Source organism: Pseudomonas sp. Leaf127, assembly GCF_001423155.1.
Taxonomy (GTDB): domain Bacteria; phylum Pseudomonadota; class Gammaproteobacteria; order Pseudomonadales; family Pseudomonadaceae; genus Aquipseudomonas; species Aquipseudomonas ovata.
The window spans coordinates 85,400-106,836 of record NZ_LMOA01000001.1 but is presented as its reverse complement, the minus strand read 5'-3'; the positions used below and the strand labels follow the sequence as shown (position 1 = coordinate 106,836).

The 21,437-nt window shown below is 64.9% G+C and carries 16 protein-coding genes; 6 read left to right on the top strand and 10 right to left on the bottom strand.

Annotation, left to right across the window (positions count from 1 at the left end):
* Positions 1 to 32: 32 nt before the first annotated feature.
* The 6 genes from ASF84_RS00430 to mreB all read right to left on the bottom strand — a co-directional run bounded on the left by ASF84_RS00430 (position 33) and on the right by mreB (position 8,979).
* Positions 33 to 3,848 carry a YhdP family protein gene (locus ASF84_RS00430; protein WP_056834121.1) on the bottom strand — a complete coding sequence of 1,272 codons (3,816 nt, stop codon included), beginning with the start codon at positions 3,846 to 3,848 and terminating at the stop codon, positions 33 to 35.
* Positions 3,849 to 4,014: 166 nt separating this feature from the next.
* Complete coding sequence (rng, locus tag ASF84_RS00425; protein ID WP_056834119.1) at positions 4,015 to 5,472, bottom strand: ribonuclease G; 1,458 nt, start codon at positions 5,470 to 5,472, stop codon at positions 4,015 to 4,017.
* Entirely contained in the window at positions 5,469 to 6,071 is a 603-nt protein-coding gene (locus ASF84_RS00420; RefSeq protein WP_056834117.1) for a Maf family protein, read from the bottom strand. Before ASF84_RS00420 ends, rng begins: the two co-directional genes overlap by 4 nt.
* Positions 6,072 to 6,125: 54 nt before the next feature.
* Positions 6,126 to 6,617, bottom strand: coding sequence for a rod shape-determining protein MreD (mreD, locus tag ASF84_RS00415; protein WP_056834115.1), 492 nt, complete (start codon positions 6,615 to 6,617; stop codon positions 6,126 to 6,128).
* A complete protein-coding gene (gene mreC, locus ASF84_RS00410) occupies positions 6,610 to 7,719 on the bottom strand; it encodes a rod shape-determining protein MreC (protein ID WP_056834113.1) in 1,110 nt (369 codons plus the stop codon). The genes mreD and mreC overlap by 8 nt, the downstream gene beginning before the upstream one ends.
* Before the next feature lie 222 nt (positions 7,720 to 7,941).
* Entirely contained in the window at positions 7,942 to 8,979 is a 1,038-nt protein-coding gene (mreB, locus tag ASF84_RS00405; RefSeq protein WP_056834111.1) for a rod shape-determining protein MreB, read from the bottom strand.
* Between the two features lie 216 nt (positions 8,980 to 9,195).
* Between mreB and gatC the strand changes: the two genes are divergently transcribed.
* From gatC to ASF84_RS00375, 6 genes are read left to right on the top strand one after another with little or no spacing between them, the layout of a single operon-like run.
* Positions 9,196 to 9,483 carry an Asp-tRNA(Asn)/Glu-tRNA(Gln) amidotransferase subunit GatC gene (gatC, locus tag ASF84_RS00400; RefSeq protein WP_056834110.1) on the top strand — a complete coding sequence of 96 codons (288 nt, stop codon included), beginning with the start codon at positions 9,196 to 9,198 and terminating at the stop codon, positions 9,481 to 9,483.
* A 15-nt stretch (positions 9,484 to 9,498) separates the two neighbouring features.
* Positions 9,499 to 10,950: an Asp-tRNA(Asn)/Glu-tRNA(Gln) amidotransferase subunit GatA gene (gene gatA, locus ASF84_RS00395; protein WP_056834108.1), complete on the top strand. Its 1,452-nt coding sequence runs from the start codon at positions 9,499 to 9,501 to the stop codon at positions 10,948 to 10,950.
* A gap of 12 nt (positions 10,951 to 10,962) precedes the next feature.
* Positions 10,963 to 12,408 carry an Asp-tRNA(Asn)/Glu-tRNA(Gln) amidotransferase subunit GatB gene (gatB, locus tag ASF84_RS00390; protein WP_056834106.1) on the top strand — a complete coding sequence of 482 codons (1,446 nt, stop codon included), beginning with the start codon at positions 10,963 to 10,965 and terminating at the stop codon, positions 12,406 to 12,408.
* A gap of 53 nt (positions 12,409 to 12,461) precedes the next feature.
* On the top strand, positions 12,462 to 12,830 hold the full coding sequence (locus tag ASF84_RS00385; protein ID WP_056834104.1) for a septal ring lytic transglycosylase RlpA family protein: 369 nt from the start codon (positions 12,462 to 12,464) through the stop codon (positions 12,828 to 12,830).
* A 53-nt stretch (positions 12,831 to 12,883) separates the two neighbouring features.
* Complete coding sequence (locus tag ASF84_RS00380; protein WP_156684118.1) at positions 12,884 to 13,936, top strand: calcium/sodium antiporter; 1,053 nt, start codon at positions 12,884 to 12,886, stop codon at positions 13,934 to 13,936.
* Positions 13,937 to 13,966: 30 nt separating this feature from the next.
* The gene (locus tag ASF84_RS00375; protein WP_056834100.1) at positions 13,967 to 14,350 is read left to right on the top strand and encodes a carboxymuconolactone decarboxylase family protein; all 384 of its coding nucleotides are present in this window, start codon (positions 13,967 to 13,969) and stop codon (positions 14,348 to 14,350) included.
* A 10-nt stretch (positions 14,351 to 14,360) separates the two neighbouring features.
* Here ASF84_RS00375 and ASF84_RS00370 read toward each other — a convergent pair whose 3' ends face one another.
* The 4 genes from ASF84_RS00370 to ptsP form a co-directional block, all read right to left on the bottom strand.
* Positions 14,361 to 15,302, bottom strand: a complete 942-nt coding sequence (locus ASF84_RS00370; protein ID WP_056834098.1) for an AEC family transporter — start codon at positions 15,300 to 15,302, stop codon at positions 14,361 to 14,363.
* A gap of 328 nt (positions 15,303 to 15,630) precedes the next feature.
* Positions 15,631 to 17,364 (bottom strand): PTS fructose-like transporter subunit IIB, encoded by a 1,734-nt coding sequence (locus ASF84_RS00365; protein ID WP_056834096.1) that lies wholly within the window; start codon positions 17,362 to 17,364, stop codon positions 15,631 to 15,633.
* A gap of 14 nt (positions 17,365 to 17,378) precedes the next feature.
* Positions 17,379 to 18,320, bottom strand: a complete 942-nt coding sequence (gene pfkB / locus ASF84_RS00360) for a 1-phosphofructokinase (protein ID WP_056834094.1) — start codon at positions 18,318 to 18,320, stop codon at positions 17,379 to 17,381.
* Positions 18,320 to 21,181 carry a phosphoenolpyruvate--protein phosphotransferase gene (gene ptsP, locus ASF84_RS00355; RefSeq protein ID WP_056834092.1) on the bottom strand — a complete coding sequence of 954 codons (2,862 nt, stop codon included), beginning with the start codon at positions 21,179 to 21,181 and terminating at the stop codon, positions 18,320 to 18,322. The genes pfkB and ptsP overlap by 1 nt, the downstream gene beginning before the upstream one ends.
* Positions 21,182 to 21,437 lie beyond the last annotated feature (256 nt).

Genomic DNA, 21,437 nt, shown 5'->3' with positions numbered 1-21,437 from the left:
TCCCTGCCAACCTGACTAAACAGGCAACCCTGTTACTGAGGCTTCTCGAACGGCTTGTCGAAGGTAATTTTCGGCTCTTTCCAGGGCCCCTCGACCTTGTACTGGACACTGGCGAAACGCGCAACGCGGTCGCCCAGCAACTTGTCTGCCAGAAACAGTGCGCCGCCAATGGCCGGTGCGCCAACCAGCAAGGCGGCAATGGGCAGGTTGTTGGTAACCGGCAGGGTCACCAGCAGCTTGGCGTTGACCTGATCCCTGACCATGTCCAGCGTACCGTCCAGCTCCAGGTTGCTCGACGGGCCGGTCAGGGTGATCGGCTTGCGCGTCACGTAGACACCTTCGCTGGCCACCAGCAGGCCCTTGACCCGGTCATAGCTGAGCCCCTTGCCCAGCAGGTCGGAGAAGTCCAGGCGCAAACGCCGGCCGATGGAGTTGAAGTTGAGCAGGCCGAACACTCGCAACGCCTGGGCACCGCCTTCGACTTCGACGAACTGGCCCTTGCGCAACGTGGCATCCAGACTCCCGGAATAACGCTTCAGGCCCACCCAGGCCGGCGAGCCCGGCCAGCGGCCGTCGATGTCCAGCTCGAATGATTCGCTGGTCACGGTCGGCGCAAAGCCCCAGGCCTTGAGCACATCGCTCAGGTCCTTGCCCGCCACATGGCCCTTGATCCAACTGCTGCCGGCCCCCGGTGTGCCGTCCCAGCCCCCGTTGCCTTCGAGCAGCAGCCCCTTGAGGCCCAGGCTCAGGTCGTTGAAGCGCAAGCCACTGGGGGTCGGACGGATTTTCAGGGCCCAGCCACCGACCAACTGCTCGCCCTGGAACACCTGGTTGATGCGCAGATCCAGCGCCGGCACCTGACGCGGATCGAACCCGGCCAACGGGTCAGGCGCGTTTTCGACCACCGCCGCATTGGGGTCGGCGGCCGGCAGGTGCACGTACTGCAGGTCGATATCGATCGGGGCGTTTCTGGCATCGGGCAACGCCGCCGTCCCTTTGACCTTCGCGCTGTCCAGCGCCAGCTGCCAGGCAGCGGCAATACGCTGCACCTGCACGCGGACCTGTTCAAGCGTAGTGCCCATGGCTGTCAGCCGGCCGATCTGCACATCGACCCGGTTGAGCATCTGCCGGGCGCTGCCGCCGGTATCGCCACCGCTGTAGCGCTTGGCCACGTCCTGCCAGGGCGCGATATCCAGTTCGGGCAGGCTGCCACTGATGCGCAAGCCCTTGGCCTGGGGCACAACGGCGCCGCCCTGCCCCAGAAACAATTCGCCACGCCCTTGCAACGGATCACTGGCAGGCGCTGCCCAGGTCAGGCTGGCCTGCGTGCCATACACCGCGTCGTAGCGTCGCTCGCGGCCTTGCAGGGTCATGCGAAACTCACTGGGGCGCGCCTGTTCGCGGGACTTGCCGAACGGTGCCGGCAGGTCCACCGCCAGGCCTTGCAGGCTGGAACTGATCGACAGCGGCGTGTCTGCCCCGTCGAGCAGCAATTGCAATTGATAGGGAATATCGCCCGAGGCTGGCAGCGGCTGATTGAAGCTCAGCCAGTCAGTCAGGCGCTTGAGGGCAATCTGGCCGCTGGCATTGATTCGCGTGATATTCGCGCCTGGCTTGCCCTCGGCCGAAATTTGCGCCGTGACCGGCTGATCAAACGCCTGGGCACTGATGTTCTTGCCACTGAGCCCCCGATCACTGTCGAAACGGAACTCGCCCTTCAGTTGACTCAACTCCAGCGGCGGCTCGGCCAGCTTCAGGCGCGCACCCTCACTGGCAAAGTCCACGACAATCTTTGGCTCAAGGCCCTTTTCCAACGGAATGTCGAGGTTCAGCCGGCCCTTGAGCGGCCCCTCGCCTTGCCATTTGGCAAAGGTGCTGCCGGTGCCGATAGGGGCGTCCTGCAGGATTTTCAGGCCATCGCCCAGGCGACCGGCAAATTCGCCATCGACCAGCAGGTGGACGGGTTGTCCGGCGACAGCGGGGGGAACATTGACCTGTACGTTGCTGACTTTGGTGCCCAGCATCTGACCCTTGCTGGCCGTGATGCGCACATCGTTGTTCTCGACGTACACCTTGCCGTCCACGCCCGTAAGCGCAGGCCAGCCCGGCTGGAAATCCAGGGTCGCATTCTTGACGTTGAAGAACAGGCTGATGACCCGGGCATGATCAGGGGCGTTCTTGTGCAACGAGCCCTGATACTGGAAAAAACCCTGCTTGACCTCGCCGGCGACAATGGCCGTGCGCAGCCAGTTATCCAGCGCCGGGCTAAGCACTGCCGGCAGGTACTTGCCGGTGTAGCGACCATCACCGTCGAGCAGGCCGACGCGCAGGTCCATGTAGTCTTCATGGTCGTGCTTGAGGTGGATGCGAATCAGAAAATCGGCCGCGATCCGGCCTTCGTCGCCCAGCACCTTGATGTACGGCGCCACCAGGGTGAAACGGTCCTGGTCCAGGGTCCAGGTCAGACGGGCATTGGCCTTCTTGTAGCCCCACGGCTTCTTGAAGATCGGGTCCAGGTGCAGCATGAAGTCGTCACTGGCCAGGCGCAGTTCGCCCTTGCCCAGGTCACCGCTGATGGCACCGCTGACATTGCCGGCCGCCGGCGCGCCGTGGTACGCCTTGAAGCCGATCCTGTCCAGGTTGGCGGCAAAGCTCAGGCGCTCGTCACCCTGCGCCTGCGGGCGCCAGTCGAGCAGCACGTTGTGCAGCGTGCCGGTGACATCCAGGCGATCGAGCACTTCACGCAAGGTGTCAGGCAGCGGTGCCAGCGAATCGAGCAGGGCCGTGAGCGGCGTCAGGTCCAGACGGTCGGCCTGGACATGCCACAGCTCCTGACGCTCGGCCGTGGCGAGGCTTTGCCGCAAGTGCAGGCGGCTTTCCCAGCGCTGCTTGCCCAGGTTCATGGCCAGCGAGTCCAGCGTCAGCTCGAAGCCCTGTTCGCTGCGCACGAACCAGGCATTGAGCGCCAGGTCATCGATCCGGGCCGGCGCGTGCTCGCCATAGTGGCCTTGCAGGTGCGGTGCATTGAGCCGTACGGTTGCCTGCTGCAACGTGCCCTTGCCCCAGCCCAGCCAGAATTGCCCACCGGCCTTGAGCGCCGACACTTCCCAGTCGCGGGTCAGGCTGCGCGGCAGCCATTGCGCCCAGTCGCTCTGCGGCAGGTTCAACCAGGCATCGGCCTGGGCCTGGCGCCATTGGCCGGGCTGGATACGGGCCTGCACATTGAGCGCCAGCGGCTGGCCATCGGGCAGGGTCAGGCGTGCATCAAGGCGCTGCCGGCCGGTGCCGGTGGCCAGGCTGGCATTGATGTAGGTGAGGGTCAGGGGTTGTTCGTCGAAAGGCTGCACCGTCAACTGGCTGTCGAACACCGACAACTGCGCCACCTGCTGCAGACGCGTCAGCACCTGCTCGGGATCCAGGGGCGCCTCGTCGCGCTTCGGCACGCCCTGCAGCGCCCATTGGCCATCCTTGTCCTGCCGTACGATCAGTTGCAGACCGCTGACCTCGAGGTCGGCAATGTGCACCTGGCGGTGGACCAGGCTGTCCCACAGCGCCGGCACCACCCGCACCTGGTCCAGACGCAGTGCGTTGCGACCTTCGCCGACCATTACATCGTGGGCCAGCAGCACCGGAGCAAAGCCGCTCCAGCGCCCCTCCAGGCGACCGATGCTCAATGGCATGCCCAGGGCAGCCTGGGCGCGGCTTTCGACGTCCACCCGGTACTCGGCCAGCATGGGCGCCAGTTGCCGCCCCAGGCTCACATACAAGGCGGCCAGTACCAGCAACAAGGCACACAGGCTCAGGCCCCAGCGGACCAGCACCGCCATCAGGCGCGGCAGGTTCATCATTCAGCAGCCTCCGCGCCAGGCAACCGCAATCACTGACGGCAACGAGAGGCCGCTACACAGGACCCACGCCGGGATTTGCTCATTGATCACACATCACTCTCACTCAAGGGGCATCCCTGCCGCGGCCCCGCCTTGCAACGGGTGTCATATCTGCAGTGCGAGCAACTCAGAGCAGCACAACGTCGTATTGTTCCTGTGAATACATCGATTCGACCTGAAAGCGTATGGTGCGGCCAATGAAGGCCTCAAGCTCGGCCACATTGCCCGACTCTTCATCGAGCAGGCGGTCGACCACCCGCTGGCTGGCCAGCACCCGATAACCCACCGCCTGGTAGGCCCGGGCCTCGCGCAGGATCTCGCGGAAGATCTCGTAGCAGATGGTTTCCGGCGTCTTGAGCTTGCCGCGCCCCTGGCAGCACAGGCAGGCCTCGCACAGGATCTGCTCGAGGCTTTCACGGGTGCGCTTGCGGGTCATCTGCACCAGGCCCAGCTCGGTGATGCCGATGATATTGGTCTTGGCGTGGTCGCGTTCGAGCTGTTTTTCCAGGGTGCGCAACACCTGGCGCTGGTGCTCGCTGTCTTCCATGTCGATGAAGTCGATGATGATGATGCCGCCCAGGTTGCGCAGGCGCAGTTGCCGGGCAATCGCGGTGGCCGCTTCCAGGTTGGTCTTGAAGATGGTTTCTTCGAGGTTGCGGTGGCCGACGAAGGCACCGGTGTTGACATCAATGGTGGTCATCGCTTCGGCCGGGTCGACCACCAGGTAACCGCCGGACTTGAGCGGCACCTTGCGCTCCAGCGCCTTCTGGATCTCGTCCTCGACCCCGTACAGGTCGAAGATCGGCCGCTCGCCAGGGTAGTGTTCCAGGCGGTCTTCGATCTCGGGCATCAGTTCGGCGACGAACTGCCGGGTCTTCTGGAAGGTTTCCCGCGAGTCGATGCGGATCTTCTCGATGCGCGGGCTGACCAGGTCGCGCAGGGTGCGCAGCGCCAGGCCCAGGTCCTCGTAGATGACCGTGGGCGGGCTGACGGTCTTGATCTGCTCGCCGATCTGGTCCCAGAGCCTGCGCAGGTAACGGATGTCCATGAGGATTTCTTCGGCGCCAGCGCCTTCGGCGGCTGTGCGCAGGATGAACCCGCCGGCTTCCTTGATGCCCTCCTGGGCCACGCAGTCGCTGACCACCTTCTTGAGCCGGTCGCGCTCGCCCTCGTCCTCGATTTTCAGCGAAATGCCGACGTGCGCCGTGCGCGGCATGTACACCAGATAACGCGAAGGAATCGACAACTGCGTGGTCAGCCGTGCGCCCTTGCTGCCGATCGGGTCCTTGGTGACCTGCACCACCAGGCTCTGGCCTTCATGCACCAGCGCACTGATCGGCTCGATGGCCGGGCCTTCGCGCATGGAGATTTCCGATGCGTGGATGAAGGCGGCACGGTCCAGGCCGATGTCGATAAAGGCCGCCTGCATGCCGGGCAGCACCCGCACCACCTTGCCCTTGTAGATATTGCCGACGATACCGCGGCGCTGGGTGCGCTCGACATGCACCTCTTGCAGGACGCCGTTTTCCACCACCGCCACCCGTGATTCCATGGGGGTGATGTTGATCAGGATTTCTTCACTCATGGCTTATCACCTTCCAGGCCTTGCCAACAGGGTATGCCGAAATGGCCCAGCAGGTCTGCGGTTTCGCACAGCGGCAAGCCCACGACCGCCGAGTAGCTGCCGTGCAGGCCCGCGACGAAGATCGCCGCCAGCCCCTGGATGGCATAGCTGCCGGCCTTGTCCAGCGGTTCGCCACTGGCCCAGTAGGTGCTCGCCTCATGCGCCTGGATGGCGCGAAAACGCACGCGACTGGCGACCACCCGGCTTTCGCAACGCTGTCGGTCCAGCACCGCCACGGCGGTCAGCACCTCATGTTCACGCCCCGACAACGCGGCCAGCATGGTCAGCGCGTCCTCCCGGCCAACAGGCTTGCCGAGAATCCGGCCGTCGAGCACCACGGCTGTATCAGCCCCCAGCACGCAGGCCTGCTGCGTCCCGGGCAGCAAGGCCAGGCCCGCCCGGGCCTTACTGCGGGCCAGGCGTTCGACATAGGCTTCTGGGGTTTCGGCGGCCAGCGGCGTTTCGTCGATCTGCGCACTCAGTACGCTGAACGGCACGCCGATCTGGGCCAGCAGTTCACGACGTCGCGGCGAACCGGAAGCCAGGTAAAGAAAGGACATCGGGACGTCTCCATGTCGGCAACGCCCTGTTCAGAGCGCCTGCACTGCGTGCGCTCAATTGATTTTCAGGTGCTTGCGCAGCCCGCGTAGTCCATAGCTGATCCAGGGCCATAACAAGGCACTGACCAGCGCCGGCAGCACCAGCGCCAGGGTGGGCTGGCGATTGCCGGTCAAGGCGCTCAGCCACAGTTGCGCCAGTTGCGCCAGGCCAAAGACCACCAGCAGGATCAGACACTGTTGCCAGGTCGGGAAGATCCGCAGGCGATGCTGCAAGGACATCACCAGAAAGGCGATCAGGCTGAGGGTCAGTGCGTTCTGGCCCAGCAGGGTGCCGTACAGCACATCCTCCATCAGCCCCAGCAGCCAGGCGGTGGTCATGCCGACCTTGTGCGGCAGCGCCAGGATCCAGAAGGTCAGCAGCAGCGCCAGCCACAGCGGGCGAAAGATTTCCATGAATTGCGGCAGCGGCGAAACGCTGAGCAACAGGCCGATGGCGAAGGTCAACCAGACCACCCAGCCATTGCGCCCGGAGACGTGACTAACCATCGATGGGTTCTCGGGAATTGGACGGCACGGAGGCCGGTGGCGTCGTCGGCCTTGAGGCCGGGCGAGGGCTGGCCGGTGCCGGCGAAGCCGCAGGGCTGCCCTGCCCGGCTGGATGCGAACCGGTCGATGTGCGGCGTGCAGGCGTCGAGTGCGACAAGACAGCGCCGCCTGGCGTGGTATTGACCGGAAACACCGGCATCAAGGCACCTGGCATGGCCGGGAACACCGGGGCGTAGGCGCCAGGCGCCGGTGCCAGGCTGGTCGGCACCGTGCGCTGGCCCAGCAACTCCTGCGCCTGGCCCGCCTCGGCGGCGCGCTCCTCGGCCGAGCGGCCGTCGGAGAACACCAGCAACAGGTAGCGGCTGCGGTTCAGGGCTGCGGTCGGTTCGGCGCGGACAACGGCAAACGGCTGGCCGGAGTCATGATCCACCTCCGTGACCGTCGCCACCGGATAGCCGGCCGGAAAGCGCTGGCCCAGGCCGGAGCTGACCAGCAGGTCGCCTTGCTTGATGTCGGCGGTGTTGGCCACATGGCGCAACTCCAGGCTTTCGGGGTTGCCGGTGCCGCTGGCGATGGCGCGCAGGCCATTGCGGTTGACCTGCACCGGAATGCTGTGAGTGGTGTCGGTCAGCAGCAGTACACGGGCGGTGTACGGCATCAACTCGACCACCTGCCCCATCAATCCACGGGCATCGAGCACCGGCTGGCCGAGCATTACACCGTCGCGCTCACCCTTGTTGATGATGATGCGATGGGTAAAGGGATTGGGGTCCATGCCGATCAACTCGGCCACCTCGACCTTCTCGTTGACCAGTGCCGAGGAGTTGAGCAACTCGCGCAGGCGCACGTTCTGCTCGGTCAGGGCCGCGAGCTTCTGCAGGCGCCCCTGCAACAGCAGGGCTTCGGTCTTGAGCTTTTCGTTCTCGGCCAGCAGTTCGGTACGGCTGCCAAACTGCATGGCCACGCCCTGGTACAGGCGCTGCGGCAGATCGACGATCCAGTAGGACTGCATCAGCACGAGCGACATCTGGCTGCGCAGCGGCTTGAGCAGGGTGAAACGGGCGTCGACCACCATCAAGGCAACCGACAGCACCGCCAGCACAAGCAGGCGTACGCCCAGCGAAGGGCCTTTGGCAAAAAGCGGTTTAATAGACGGCTCCTGTCGGGCATTGGCTCGACGGATTGAGCCTTGACGGGCTGTTATTCATGCACAAGGGAAATTGCCTGGACGGATTGAAAGGCGTGTTCAAGGATCAGCCACAGGTCTACAGGTAGCACAAGGGCCACCTGCAGACAAAGGACTGCTTGAAGCGCTCCCGACGAATCACTCGCTGGAGAGCAGGTCCATGGTGTGTTTATCCATCATTTCCAGCGCACGGCCACCGCCGCGCGCCACGCAGGTCAGCGGGTCTTCGGCGACGATCACCGGCAGGCCGGTTTCCTGGGCCAGCAGCTTGTCGAGGTCACGCAACAGTGCGCCACCACCGGTCAGCACCAGGCCACGCTCGGCGATGTCCGAGGCCAGCTCCGGTGGCGACTGCTCCAGCGCGCTCTTGACCGCCTGGACGATGGTCGCCAGCGACTCCTGCAGCGCTTCGAGCACTTCATTGGAGTTGAGGGTAAAGGCACGCGGGACGCCTTCGGCCAGGTTGCGGCCGCGCACGTCGACTTCGCGGGTCTCGCCGCCCGGGAAGGCGGTGCCGATTTCCTGCTTGATGCGCTCGGCGGTGGACTCGCCGATCAGGCTGCCGTAGTTGCGGCGTACGTAGGTCACGATGGCTTCGTCGAAACGGTCACCCCCCACGCGCACGGACTCGGCATAGACCACGCCATTGAGCGAGATCAGGGCGATTTCAGTGGTACCGCCGCCGATATCGACGACCATCGAACCGCGTGCCTCTTCAACCGGCAGGCCGGCACCGATGGCGGCAGCCATGGGCTCTTCGATCAGGAACACTTCGCGGGCACCGGCGCCGAGGGCCGACTCGCGAATGGCGCGGCGCTCAACCTGGGTGGATTTGCATGGAACGCAGATCAACACACGTGGGCTGGGTTGCAGGAAGCTGTTTTCGTGCACTTTGTTGATGAAATACTGGAGCATCTTTTCACAGACGCTGAAGTCGGCGATCACGCCGTCTTTCATCGGACGAATGGCGGCAATGTTGCCAGGGGTACGGCCCAGCATGCGTTTGGCCTCGGTCCCTACGGCCACGACGCTTTTCTGGTTACCGTGGGTACGAATGGCGACGACGGAAGGCTCATTCAGTACGATACCGCGCTCACGCACGTAAATAAGGGTGTTGGCAGTGCCCAGGTCGATGGAAAGATCACTGGAAAACATGCCACGCAGTTTCTTGAACATGGGAAAGGGACCCTAGGGAACGCGTGGGTAAAAAAGTGCGGCAAACTCTAACAACGACAGGGATTTTGGGCAAGGAGCCAATATGTTAAATTGGCAGCTTTTCCGAGCAAGACCCTGGACGTTCGCGGCCATCAGACCCACGAAACGCCGTCATGTTCCGCAACTGCCCCGGATCCAGGTCCGATGCACTCAATGCACTCAATTGGAGATACCCCCATGGCGCTCGAGCGCAGCGACGTGGAAAAGATCGCTCACCTGGCCCGTCTGGGCCTCAACGACGACGATCTGCCACGTACTACCGAAGCACTGAACAGCATTCTCGGGCTGGTCGACCAGATGCAAGCGGTCGACACCGACGGCATCGAGCCCCTGGCTCACCCCCTGGAAGCGTCCCAGCGCCTGCGCGACGATGTCGTGGCCGAGAGCAATCACCGTGACGAATACCAGGCCATCGCCCCTGCGGTCGAGCAAGGCCTGTATCTGGTTCCGAAAGTCATCGAGTAAAGGGAAAGCGCCTGCATGCACCAAATGACCCTGGCCGAGATCGCCCGCGGACTCGCCGACAAGAAATTCTCCTCCGAAGAGCTGACCCGTACCCTGCTGGCGCGTATCGCCGAGCTGGACCCGAAGCTCAACAGCTTCATCACCGTGACCCAGGACCTGGCCATCACCCAGGCCCAGGCCGCCGACGCCCGCCGCGCCGCCGGTGAGACCGGCGCGCTGCTCGGTGCACCGCTGGCGCACAAGGACCTGTTCTGCACTCAGGGCATCCGCACCAGTTGCGGTTCGCGCATGCTCGACAACTTCAAGGCGCCCTATGACGCCACCGTGGTTGCGAAACTGGCCGCCGCCGGCACCGTGACCCTGGGCAAGACCAACATGGACGAGTTCGCCATGGGCTCGGGCAACGAGTCGAGTTTCTACGGCGCGGTGAACAACCCGTGGAACCTGGAGCACGTACCGGGTGGCTCGTCCGGTGGTTCGGCCGCCGCCGTGGCCGCACGCCTGCTGCCGGCCACCACCGGCACCGACACCGGCGGTTCGATTCGCCAGCCGGCCGCACTGACCAACCTGACCGGCCTCAAGCCTACCTACGGCCGCGTCTCGCGCTGGGGCATGATTGCCTACGCGTCCAGCCTCGACCAGGGCGGCCCGCTGGCCCGCACCGCCGAAGACTGCGCCCTGCTGCTGCAAGGCATGGCCGGCTTCGACCCGCAGGACTCCACCAGCATCGACGAGCCGGTGCCGGACTACTCGGCCACGCTCAACGGCTCGTTGCAGGGCCTGCGCATCGGTCTGCCGAAAGAGTATTTCGGTGCCGGCCTGGACCCGCGCATTGCGCAATTGGTCCAGGACAGCGTCAAGGCCCTGGAAAAGCTCGGCGCGGTAGTCAAGGAAATCACCCTGCCGAACCTGCAGCACGGCATCCCGGCCTACTACGTCATCGCCCCGGCCGAGGCTTCCTCGAACCTGTCGCGCTTCGACGGCGTGCGCTTCGGCCATCGCTGCGAACAGCCCAAGGACCTCACCGACCTGTACAAGCGCTCGCGCGGTGAAGGCTTCGGTGCCGAGGTCCAGCGCCGGATCATGGTCGGCGCCTATGCGCTGTCGGCCGGCTACTACGACGCCTACTACCTCAAGGCGCAGAAAATCCGTCGCCTGATCAAGAACGACTTCATGAACGCCTTCGCCGAAGTCGACGTGATCCTGGGCCCGACCACGCCGAACCCGGCCTGGAAGATCGGCGCCAAGAGCAGCGACCCGGTCGCCGCCTACCTCGAAGACGTCTATACCATCACCGCCAACCTCGCCGGCCTGCCCGGCCTGTCGATGCCGGCCGGTTTCGTCGATGGCCTGCCGGTGGGCGTGCAGTTACTCGCACCCTACTTCCAGGAGGGCCGTCTGCTGAATGTGGCCCATCAGTACCAGTTGGTCACCGACTGGCATACGCGCACGCCTGCCGGCTTCTGAGGAGAATCATAAATGCAATGGGAAGTCGTCATCGGGCTGGAAATCCATACCCAGCTCTTGACCCAATCGAAGATTTTCTCCGCCAGCGCCACCACGTTCGGTTCCGAGCCCAACACCCAGGCCAGCCTGGTCGACCTGGGCATGCCCGGCGTGCTGCCGGTGCTGAACAAGGAAGCGGTGCGCATGGCGGTCAAGTTCGGCCTGGCGGTCGACGCCGAGATCGGTCAGCACAACGTGTTCGCGCGCAAGAACTACTTCTACCCTGACCTGCCCAAAGGCTACCAGATCAGCCAGATGGAGCTGCCGATCGTCGGCAAGGGCCATCTGGACATCACCCTGGAAGATGGCACCGTCAAGCGCATCGGCATCACCCGTGCGCACCTGGAAGAAGACGCCGGCAAGAGCCTGCACGAAGACTTCCAGGGCATGACCGGCATCGACCTCAACCGCGCCGGCACGCCGCTGCTGGAAATCGTCTCCGAGCCGGACATGCGCAGCGCCAAGGAAGCGGTGGCCTACGTCAAGGCCATCCACGCCATGGTCCGTTACCTGGGCATCTGCGACGGCAACATGGCCGAGGGTTCGCTGCGCTGCGACTGCAACGTCTCGATCCGGCCCAAGGGCCAGGTCGAGTTCGGCACGCGCTGCGAGATCAAGAACGTCAACTCGTTCCGCTTCATCGAGAAGGCCATCAACAGCGAGATCCAGCGCCAGATCGACCTGATCGAAGACGGCGGCAAGGTGATCCAGCAAACGCGCCTGTACGACCCGAACACCAACGAGACCCGCGCCATGCGCAGCAAGGAGGAAGCCAACGACTACCGTTACTTCCCCGACCCCGACCTGTTGCCGGTGATCATCGAGGATTCGTTCCTGGAGCAGATCCGCGCCACCCTGCCGGAACTGCCGCCGCAAAAGCGCGAGCGCTTCCAGAGCCAGTTCGGCCTGTCGGCCTATGACGCCAGCGTGCTGTCGTCCAGCCGCGAGCAGGCCGACTACTTCGAACAGGTGGTCAGCATCGGCGGCGACGCCAAGCTGGCCGCCAACTGGGTCATGGTCGAGCTGGGCAGCCTGCTCAACAAGCAGGGCCTGGAAATCGAACAGTCGCCGGTCAGCGCCGAGCAACTGGGCGGCATGCTCAAGCGCATCCAGGACAACACCATTTCCGGCAAGATCGCCAAGATGGTGTTCGAGGCCATGGCCAATGGTGAGGGCAGCGCCGACGAGGTGATCGAGCAGCGCGGCCTCAAGCAGGTGACCGACAGTGGCGCGATCGAGACCATGCTCGACGAGATGCTGGCGGCCAATGCCGCCCAGGTCGAACAGTACCGTGCCGCCGACGAGGCCAAGCGCGGCAAGATGTTCGGCTTCTTCGTCGGTCAGGCGATGAAAGTCTCCAAAGGCAAGGCCAACCCGCAGCAGGTCAACGAACTGCTCAAGGCCAAGCTCGAAGGCTGACCCTTCACCGGCGCGTGCAAGCGCGCCGGTGAAGCCCCACAGGATAAGCACCCATGCGCCAACTGCTCACGGCCTGTACCTTGCTTTCGCTACTGGCTGGCTGTTCCAGCCATTCGGTCGACCCGCATGGCTATGACGAAACCGGCAAGGCGTCCTGGTATGGCGCGCGTCATCATGGCAAGCGCACCGCCAGTGGCGAGGCGTTCAACCAGAATGCACTGACCGCCGCACACCGTGAACTGCCGTTCGGCAGCCGGGTCAGGGTCACCAACCTGGCCAACCAGCGCAGCGTGGTGGTGCGCATCAACGACCGCGGCCCCAACACGCGCGGGCGCCTGATCGATGTGTCGAAAAAGGCCGCCGAACAACTGGGCATGATACGCAGCGGCACCGCCCGCGTGCACGTTCAGGGACTGGACTGAGGGTCACGGTCATTTTTCAACTCTCGACCCTGCCACCACCCGCCCTGCTGCAACTGGCCGGCGGCCTGCTGCTGTTGCTGATCGGCGCCGGGCTGTCGGTGCGGGCCGCTGTGCGCCTGGCAGCCTGGCTCAAGGTGCGGGCGCTGATCATCGGCCTCACCGTCATGGCGCTGGGTAACAGCGCGCCGCAGCTCTCGGTCGGAGTGCAGGCCGCCTTGTCGGCCAATGCCGACATCGCGGTGGGCAGCGTGGTCGGCAGCCATATCTTCAATGTGCTGGTGACCCTGGGGCTGTGCGCCCTGATCATTCCGTTGCGCGTGCCCTTGCAAGTGGTGCGCGTGGACATTCCGCTGATGATTGGCGCCTGCGCCCTGCTGACCGCGCTGGCCTGGGACCGGGAAATCGGCGTGCTGGACGGCCTGGTGCTGCTGGCCGGCCTTGCCTTGTGCCTGCTGGTCATCGTGCGCCAGGCCAGTCACGCGGCCCGTCATGGTCACGGCCACAGTCATGGCCCGCCCCAAGGCGACAGCCCGCCGCGCACCCTGCTCGAACTGCTGAGCCTGGCCGGCGGCCTGTTGCTGTTGATCGGCGGCGGGCACCTGCTGGTGGATGCCACGGTGACGCTGGCCATTCACCTGGGCCTGTCGGAACGCATCATGGGCCTGACGCTGATGGCGGTGGCCACCTCGATGCCGGCGCTGATCACTTCACTGGTCGCCGCCCTGCGCGGTGAACGCGACATGGCCGTGGGCACGGTGATCGGCACCAGCCTGTTCAACCTGCTGGGCGTGCTGGGGCTGACCGCGGTGCTGGCACCGGCACCGCTGTCGGTGTCGCCCAACTCACTGGCCTACGACCTGCCGATCATGCTCAGCGTCGCAGTGCTGTGCCTGCCGCTGTTCTGTTCGGGCTATCGCATCACAAGGCTCGAAGGGCTGTTGCTGCTGGCGCTGTACGCCGCCTACGGGCTGGACATCATCGGTTTCAGTACCGGCATGCTGCTGGCCGAACGCCTGGAAAGCTGGATACTGCACCTCGTGCTGCCGGTGCTGACCGCCCTGGTGATTGTGGACATGGTCCGCACGTGGTGGCGCCATCATCGTTGATTCCCCTTCCAGAGCACGAGGAAATACCCCATGAGCGACCCGAAGACCCAAGCCGGAGAAAGCATTCGCCGCCAGGTGATGGGCGATGCCTATGTCGATCGCGCCCGTGCCAATGCCAGCGCGTTCAGCCTGCCGCTGCAAGACTTCATCAATGAGCAGGCCTGGGGCAGTGTCTGGAGCCGCGAAGGCCTGGACCTCAAGACCCGCAGCCTGATCACCCTGTCGACCCTGACGGCGCTCAAATGCTCGCAGGAACTCAAGGGTCACGTGCGCGGCGCCCTGAACAACGGCTGCACCCCGGAAGAAATCCGCGAGACCTTCCTGCACTGCGCGGTCTACGCCGGCATGCCGGCGGCCATCGACGCCTTCCGCGCTGCGCAGGAGGTGATTGAAGAGTACTTCGCCAAACCGTAGTGCCGACGGTTCAAATCCAGCCGCCCCATTGCAGCAGGAAGATGCCGATGTTGGTGGTCACCGCGGCGGCCAGTGTCGTCAGTACGATAATGGCGGCCGCCAGCTCGTAGTTGCCATTGGCACTGCGCGCCATGATGTAGCTGGAGGCGGCGGTGGGGCTGGCGAAGTAAAGGAACAGGATGCCCAGTTCCGGGCCACGGAAGCCACAGGCCCAGGCGGCGGTGGTGCAGATCAGCGGCAGCCAGACCATTTTCATCAGGCTGGCGCCCACTGCCATTTGCCCGCTCTTGCGCAACGAGGCCAGCGACAGGGTGCCACCAATGCAGATCAACGCCAGCGGCAGGGTCATCTGCGCCAGGTAGTTGGCCGAGGTCTCGAACCACATCGGCATGCGCACGCCGTAGTAGGCAAAGGGCGAGGCCACGATCACGCTGATGATCAGCGGGTTGGAAAATACGCTTTTGATCACGCTCCACGGGTCGGATTTGATCACCGGGCTGTACACCGCCAGGATCATGGTCGACAGCGCGTTGTAATACAGGATAACCATCGCCGCCAGGATCGCGCCCACGGAAATCCCGTGGTCGCCATACATGCTCGCCGCCAGCGCCAGGCCCACCACGCCGTTGTTGCCCCGAAACGCGCCCTGGACATAGATGCCACGGTCGGCAAAAGGAATGCGCCAGATCGCCCAGCCCCAGAGCAGGGCAAAGCTGAGCAGGGTCGCGACGGTGAAGAAAATCAGCAGGTCGGCTTGCAGGGCGGTCTTGAGGTCGGCATGCACGATGCCCATGAACAACAGGGCCGGCATGGTGACATTGAAGACCAGCGACGAGGCGGTGACGATGAAGCCGTCGTTGATTGCCCCGATACGCTTGAGAAACACGCCCATGAACAGCATGGCAAAGACCGGTGCCGTGACATTGAGTGTTTCCAGAAAAATAGCCAGCATGCCGTGCGTCCCCTGCCCCATCGTTAGGCGGCTAATGATAAGCCAGACAGGACAGGGTTTTACCAAATATTACGCCATGCCCGTAGGCGATCAGCCTGTGTCACTGACACAGCGCCAAGGCGGAGCGCTGTCGCACAGCAAACACGGGGTCCGTGTAGGAGCGCGCTTGCCCGCGACCGAGTGCGTTAGCAGTCGTAAATTTTCAGCGTTTCGAAGATCTTGCGAGCGCTTCGCACTCGGTCGCGGGCAGAGCGCGCTCCTACGGTGGGTGAACTCAGTCAGTTGTTTTGTGCATGATGAGAGCGGCCGGGCCGCAATCCGCTTCAGACTACGAAGCCTGCGGCTCGACCGCCAGCTCGACCACTTCCGGGCGCTTGAGCACGGCGTACAGCACGCCGGTCACCAGGCTGCCGGCGACGATGGCCAGCAGGTACAACAGCGCATGGTTGATGGCATTGGGAATCAGCATCACGAACAACCCGCCGTGCGGCGCCATCAGTTTGCAGCCGAAGTACATCGACAACGCACCGGTCAGCGCACCGCCGGCGATGCTGGCCGGGATCACCCGCAACGGGTCCTTGGCCGCAAACGGAATGGCGCCTTCGGAGATAAAGCACAACCCCAGCACAAACGACGCCTTGCCCGCCTCGCGCTCGCTCTGGGCGAACTTGCGCCGCGCCAGCACACTGGCGATGCCCATGCCGATCGGCGGCACCATGCCGGCGGCCATCGCCGCGGCCATCGGCGCGTAGCTCTGCGAGGCCAGCAGCCCGACCGAGAACGCATAGGAGGCCTTGTTGATCGGCCCGCCCAGGTCGACGCACATCATCGCCCCCAGCACCACACCCAGCAGGATCGCATTGGCTGTGCCCATGGTTTCCAGAAACTGGGTCAGCGCCGCCAGCATGCCGGCCACCGGTCGCCCCACCACATAGATCATCATCAGGCCGGTGAACAGGCTGGCCAGCAGCGGAATGATCAGGATCGGCTTGAGTGCCTCGACACTGGACGGCAGGCGCGCGTAGCGGTTGATCCACTTGGCGCTGTAGCCGGCCAGAAAACCGGCGACGATGCCGCCAATGAAACCGGCGCCCAGGGTGCTGGCCAGCAGGCCACCGATCATCCCCGGCGCCAGGCCCGGACGGTCGGCAATCGACCAGGCGATGTAGCCGGCCAGCAACGGCACCATCAGTTTGAAGGCGGCCTCGCCGCCGATCTGCATCAGCGCGGCGGCCAGCGTGCCCTGCTCCTTGAAGGCCTCGATACCGAATACGAACGACAGGGCAATCAACAGGCCGCCCGCCACCACCATCGGCAGCATGAACGACACACCGGTCAACAAATGCTTGTAGATCCCGGCGCTTTCGGACTTGGCCGGTGCCTTGGCCGTGTCGGCGCTGCTTTCGACCCTGGCCTCGGCCAGGGCCTTGCCCAGCGTGACATCCGGCTGCTTGAGGGCAATGCCGGTGCCGCAACGGTAGATGCGCTTGCCGGCGAAACGCTCGGTCGCCACTTCGATGTCGGTGGCCAGCAGCACCACGTCAGCCTCACTGATGGCCTGCGGGCTGAGCGGCGTACGGGCACCGACCGAGCCCTGGGTTTCCACCTGCAGCTCATGCCCCAGGCGTTTGGCCGACTGTTGCAGGGCTTCGGCGGCCATGAAGGTGTGCGCCACGCCGGTCGGGCACGCGGTAATGGCTACGATCCGCGCAGGGCCTTGTGCGGCGGTTGCCGGCTCGCTGGCCACGGCTTGCCAGGGCTGCGCCTGTTCGGCGGCGCGCTGGAGAAAGGCGTCGACGTCCTGCAGCGCTTGCGCCGGTGCGGCCTGGAACAGGCGCTTGCCAACAAAGCGGTTCAGGTCCAGCGCACCGCTGTACACCGCCACGATCAGGTCGGCCTGCTCGATGTCCTGCACCGACAACTGGCGCTCCGGCTTGTGCGGGTCGACCACCTCGACGCAGGTTTCCCAGCCCAGGCGTTGGGCGGCAGCCGCCAGCAGGCGGGCACTCAGGACGCTGCTGACCTTGCCGTTGGGGCAGGCGGTCACTATGGCTAATTTCATCAAGGTCGCCTCTCTTATTGTTCGGTCAGGTCGCGCACGGTCACACCGCTGGCGAGTCGTTCAAGGTGCGCGGCATCGGTGATGCCGAAACCAATCTGGGTCACGGCCATGGCCGCGATGGCCGTGGCGGTGCGCAAGGTCTGCGCCGGGGCGTGGGCACTGAGCAAGCCGTGCAGCATGCCAGCCAGCAACGAGTCACCGGCACCCACGGTGCTGGCGACCGTCACCTTGGGCGGTTGCGCGTGCCAGGTGCCTTGGGCACTGAACCAGTTCACGCCGTCGGCACCCTGGGAAATCACCACATGCTCGATGCCCTGGGCCCGCAGGCGGCGGGCGGCATCGGCCTGTTCGGCCACCGAGTCGACCGGCACGCCCAGCGCGTCGGTCAATTCCTCGGTGTTGGGCTTGACCAGCCAGGGGCCGGCCTCGAGCCCGGCACGCAAGGCCTGGCCGCTGCTGTCCAGTGCGACGTTAAGACCATGGGCCTTGAGCATGGCCAGCAGGCGTTGCAACCACTGCGGGCTGACGCCGCGCGGCAGGCTGCCGGCCACCACCACGGCATCGAAGCCGGGCGCCAGGTGTTCAAGACGTTCGAACAGGCGCTGCTGGTCAACGTCGCTGATCACCAGGCCCGGGCCATTGACGTCAGTAATGCAGCCGTCGGCCTCGGCCAGCTTGATATTGCTGCGGGTTTCGCCCGGCACACGAATAAACGCATCGACAAACCCGCGCGCGGCGAACAGCGCGTCAAACGCCTGGGGATTATCCAGGCCGAGAAAGCCCGACACGGTCAGCTCATGCCCCAGGTCAGCCAGCACCTGGGCGACATTGAGGCCCTTGCCGGCGGCATGGGTCAGCATGGCGTCGCTGCGATTGACCTCCCCGACCTTCAACTGACCCAGTTGCACGGTCAGGTCCAGGGCCGGGTTGAGGGTCAGGGTCAGAATCCTGGCCATTACAGAGCCTCCACCAGCGCACGGACTTCGGCGGCGCTGCCCACCGTCAGCGCGTCATGCGCCAGGGCCTGAGCGCGGCTCAGGCTGAGTTCACGTACACAGGCCTTGACCTCGGCGATGCTGCGCGGCGAGACACTCAACTCGTCCACGCCCAGGCCCACCAGCACCGGCACCGCCAGCGGGTCGGCCGCCAGCTCGCCGCACACGCCCACCCATTTGCCGTTGGCATGGGCGGCGCGCACAGTCATGTCGATCAACTGCAACACCGCTGGGTGCAGGCCGTCGGCCTGGGCCGACAGGGTCGGGTGACCGCGGTCGATGGCCAGGGCGTACTGGGTCAGGTCATTGGTGCCGACGCTGAAAAAGTCGACCTCCTTAGCCAATACCGGTGCCAGCAAGGCCGCCGACGGCACTTCGACCATGATCCCCAGTTGCAGGTCGCTCACCGGGATTTCCAGGCGCAGGCGCTCGACCATGTCGCGGCCCTGGCGCCATTCGTCGACGCTGCCGACCATCGGGAACATGATGCGCAGCGGCCGGTTGTCGGCGGCGCGCAACAGGGCACGCAATTGCGCTTCCATGATTTCAGGGCGCTGCAGGGTCAGGCGAATGCCGCGCACCCCCAGGAACGGGTTTTCTTCCTTGTCGATCGGCCAGTACGGCAGCGGCTTGTCGCCGCCGACGTCGAGGGTGCGCACCACCAGCGGACGCCCGCCCAGGTCGTCAAGGACACGGCGGTATTCGGCTTCCTGGGTCGCTTCGTCCGGCGCCTGGTTGTGGGCCATGAACAGCAATTCGGTGCGCAGCAGGCCGATGCCTTCGGCGCCCTGCTTGACGGCGGCCGGCGTGCCAGTGCTGTCACCGATGTTGGCGCAGATTTCCACAGCGTGACCGTCACGGGTCACCGCCGGCTCCATACGGGCAGCATGCGCCGCTTGCAGGCGCAGCTCACGAGCATCGCGCTCCTGGGCGGCCCGTTCCAGTACGGCGGCCTCAGGGGCCACGGTCAGGCGGCCGCGCTGGGCGTCGAGCAACAGCACGGTGCCCGGCTCGATCAGCAGCACCTGCTCGCCGGCACCGACCAGCGCGGTGATGCCCAGGGCCCGGGCGACGATGGCGCTGTGCGCCGTGGCCCCGCCGCGCGCAGTGAGGATGCCGGCGACCCGCGCCGGGTCCAGGCGCGCCACGTCGGACGGACCGACTTCGTCCATGACCAGGATGTAGGGTTGCTCCGGCTCGGCCAGCGCCTGCACGCCGCACAGGTGGGCCAGTACACGGCGACCGACGTCACGCAGGTCAGCAGCACGTTCGGCCAGCAGCGCGTCATTGAGCGCCTCCTGGCGGGCCGCAGCGGTTTCGATGACGGTATCCCAGGCCGCGGCGGCACTCTTGCCTTGATTCAAATGCTGTTCGACATCCTGGGTCAGCTCCGGGTCGTCGAGCATTTCCTGGTGGGTGACGAAAATTTCGCCAATCGCCTTGGCCTGGCTGCGCGCAATCAACTGGCCGATTTCGTCACGCACCTGGCGCAATGCGACCTGCAGACGCTCGCGCTCGGCGGCGGGTGACTCACCCTGTTGCGGGTAATCGAAAACCTGCGGCACCTGCACATGCGCAGGCCCCATGGCCACGCCCGGCGAGGCCGGCACCGCGCTGATGATCGCACCGGCCTGCGGCGCCACCACGGCACGCGGCGCGACCGGTTGCACCACCGCGTGTACGGGCGCGGCCAGCACCGGCTCGACGCTTTCACCCAGCCCTTGCTCGACCGCCGCCAGCAAGGCTGGCAAGGCATCGGCAGCAATGGTCGGCTCGGCCACGAATTCCAGCGTCTGGCCGCGACGTGCGCCCAGGCTCAGCAGTTTGCTCAGGCTCTTGGCCGACACCGCCAGGTCGTCGCTTTCGACGATGCGCAGGCGGATCTCGCCGTCGAAGCTTTTGGCCAGTTGCGCCAGGACCTTGGCCGGGCGGGCATGCAGGCCGTGGGCGTTGGCCAGCACGATCTGTGCGCTGGGCCATTCGGCCGGCACTTCACCGCCCAGGGCCTGCAGCACCGCACGGCTGTTGGTGGCCTGGCCCAGCTCCTGGCCTCGGCCTTCGATCAGCAAGGCGCACAGGCGCTCAAGCAGGTTCTGGTGCGCCTCACCGAGGCTGGCCAGGCAGAACAGGCCGGTCAGCGGCTGGCCGAGCAGGCGAAGCGGTTTGTCCGGGGTGACAAAGGCCAGCCCCGGACGCTTGACCATCTGCTCGCTGTGCAGCCACCACAGGCCGTCACCCAGCGACAGGGCTTCGACCTGCTGCAGCACGGCGGCAAAACCATTATTGACGCAGTCGGCCTTGCGCAGCAGGCGCGCACCACGCCACACCAACTCTTCGAAATCATCGACCGACACGCCCAGGCTGATCATCTGCGCATCCAGCGCCAGTTCCTGGGGCGCCCCTTGCAGCAACTTGAGCAGGTCCTGCGGCGTTCTGGCCGCACGCAGTGACGGTCCCAGATCAGCTTCGCCCAGCGCGCGGGTCAATAATTGCAGCAGGCGCAGGTGCTCATCGGATTTGGCTGCGATGCCGATGGCCAGGTACACGATCTGCCCGTCGCCCCAGTCGACACCGTCAGGAAATTGCATCAGGCGCACGCCGGTGCTGAATACCTGGTCACGGGTATCCGGGGTGCCATGTGGAATGGCAATGCCCTGGCCCAGGAACGTCGAGCCTTGCTGCTCGCGGTCCTGCAGGCCCTTGAGGTAACCGGGTGCCACCAGTCCATCGGCGACCAGATGCTCGGCCAGCAGGTGCAATGCGGCAGATTTGTCCACTGCCACCTGGGCCATGGAGATCTGCTCCAGAGTGAGTTCGAGCATGCCTTGACTCCTGTGCAGCGCTGAAGCGCCGCCTGATTCTTGTTGTAGGTACACGACAGAGTAGAAACACAACCGCGTTTTTGTCTGACATCATCCTGCACACGATAACAGCAGGAAAAACAGTTGCTGAATCGTTTAATCTTGAAATTGTGCGGCACGTTACTGGATTCTGCAAATCGGTAGAAGCTCACTCCGTCCGATTGCGGCTGCGCAGGTCAAATCAGGCTGAGCACAGCACATGAACCGATGGTCTGCT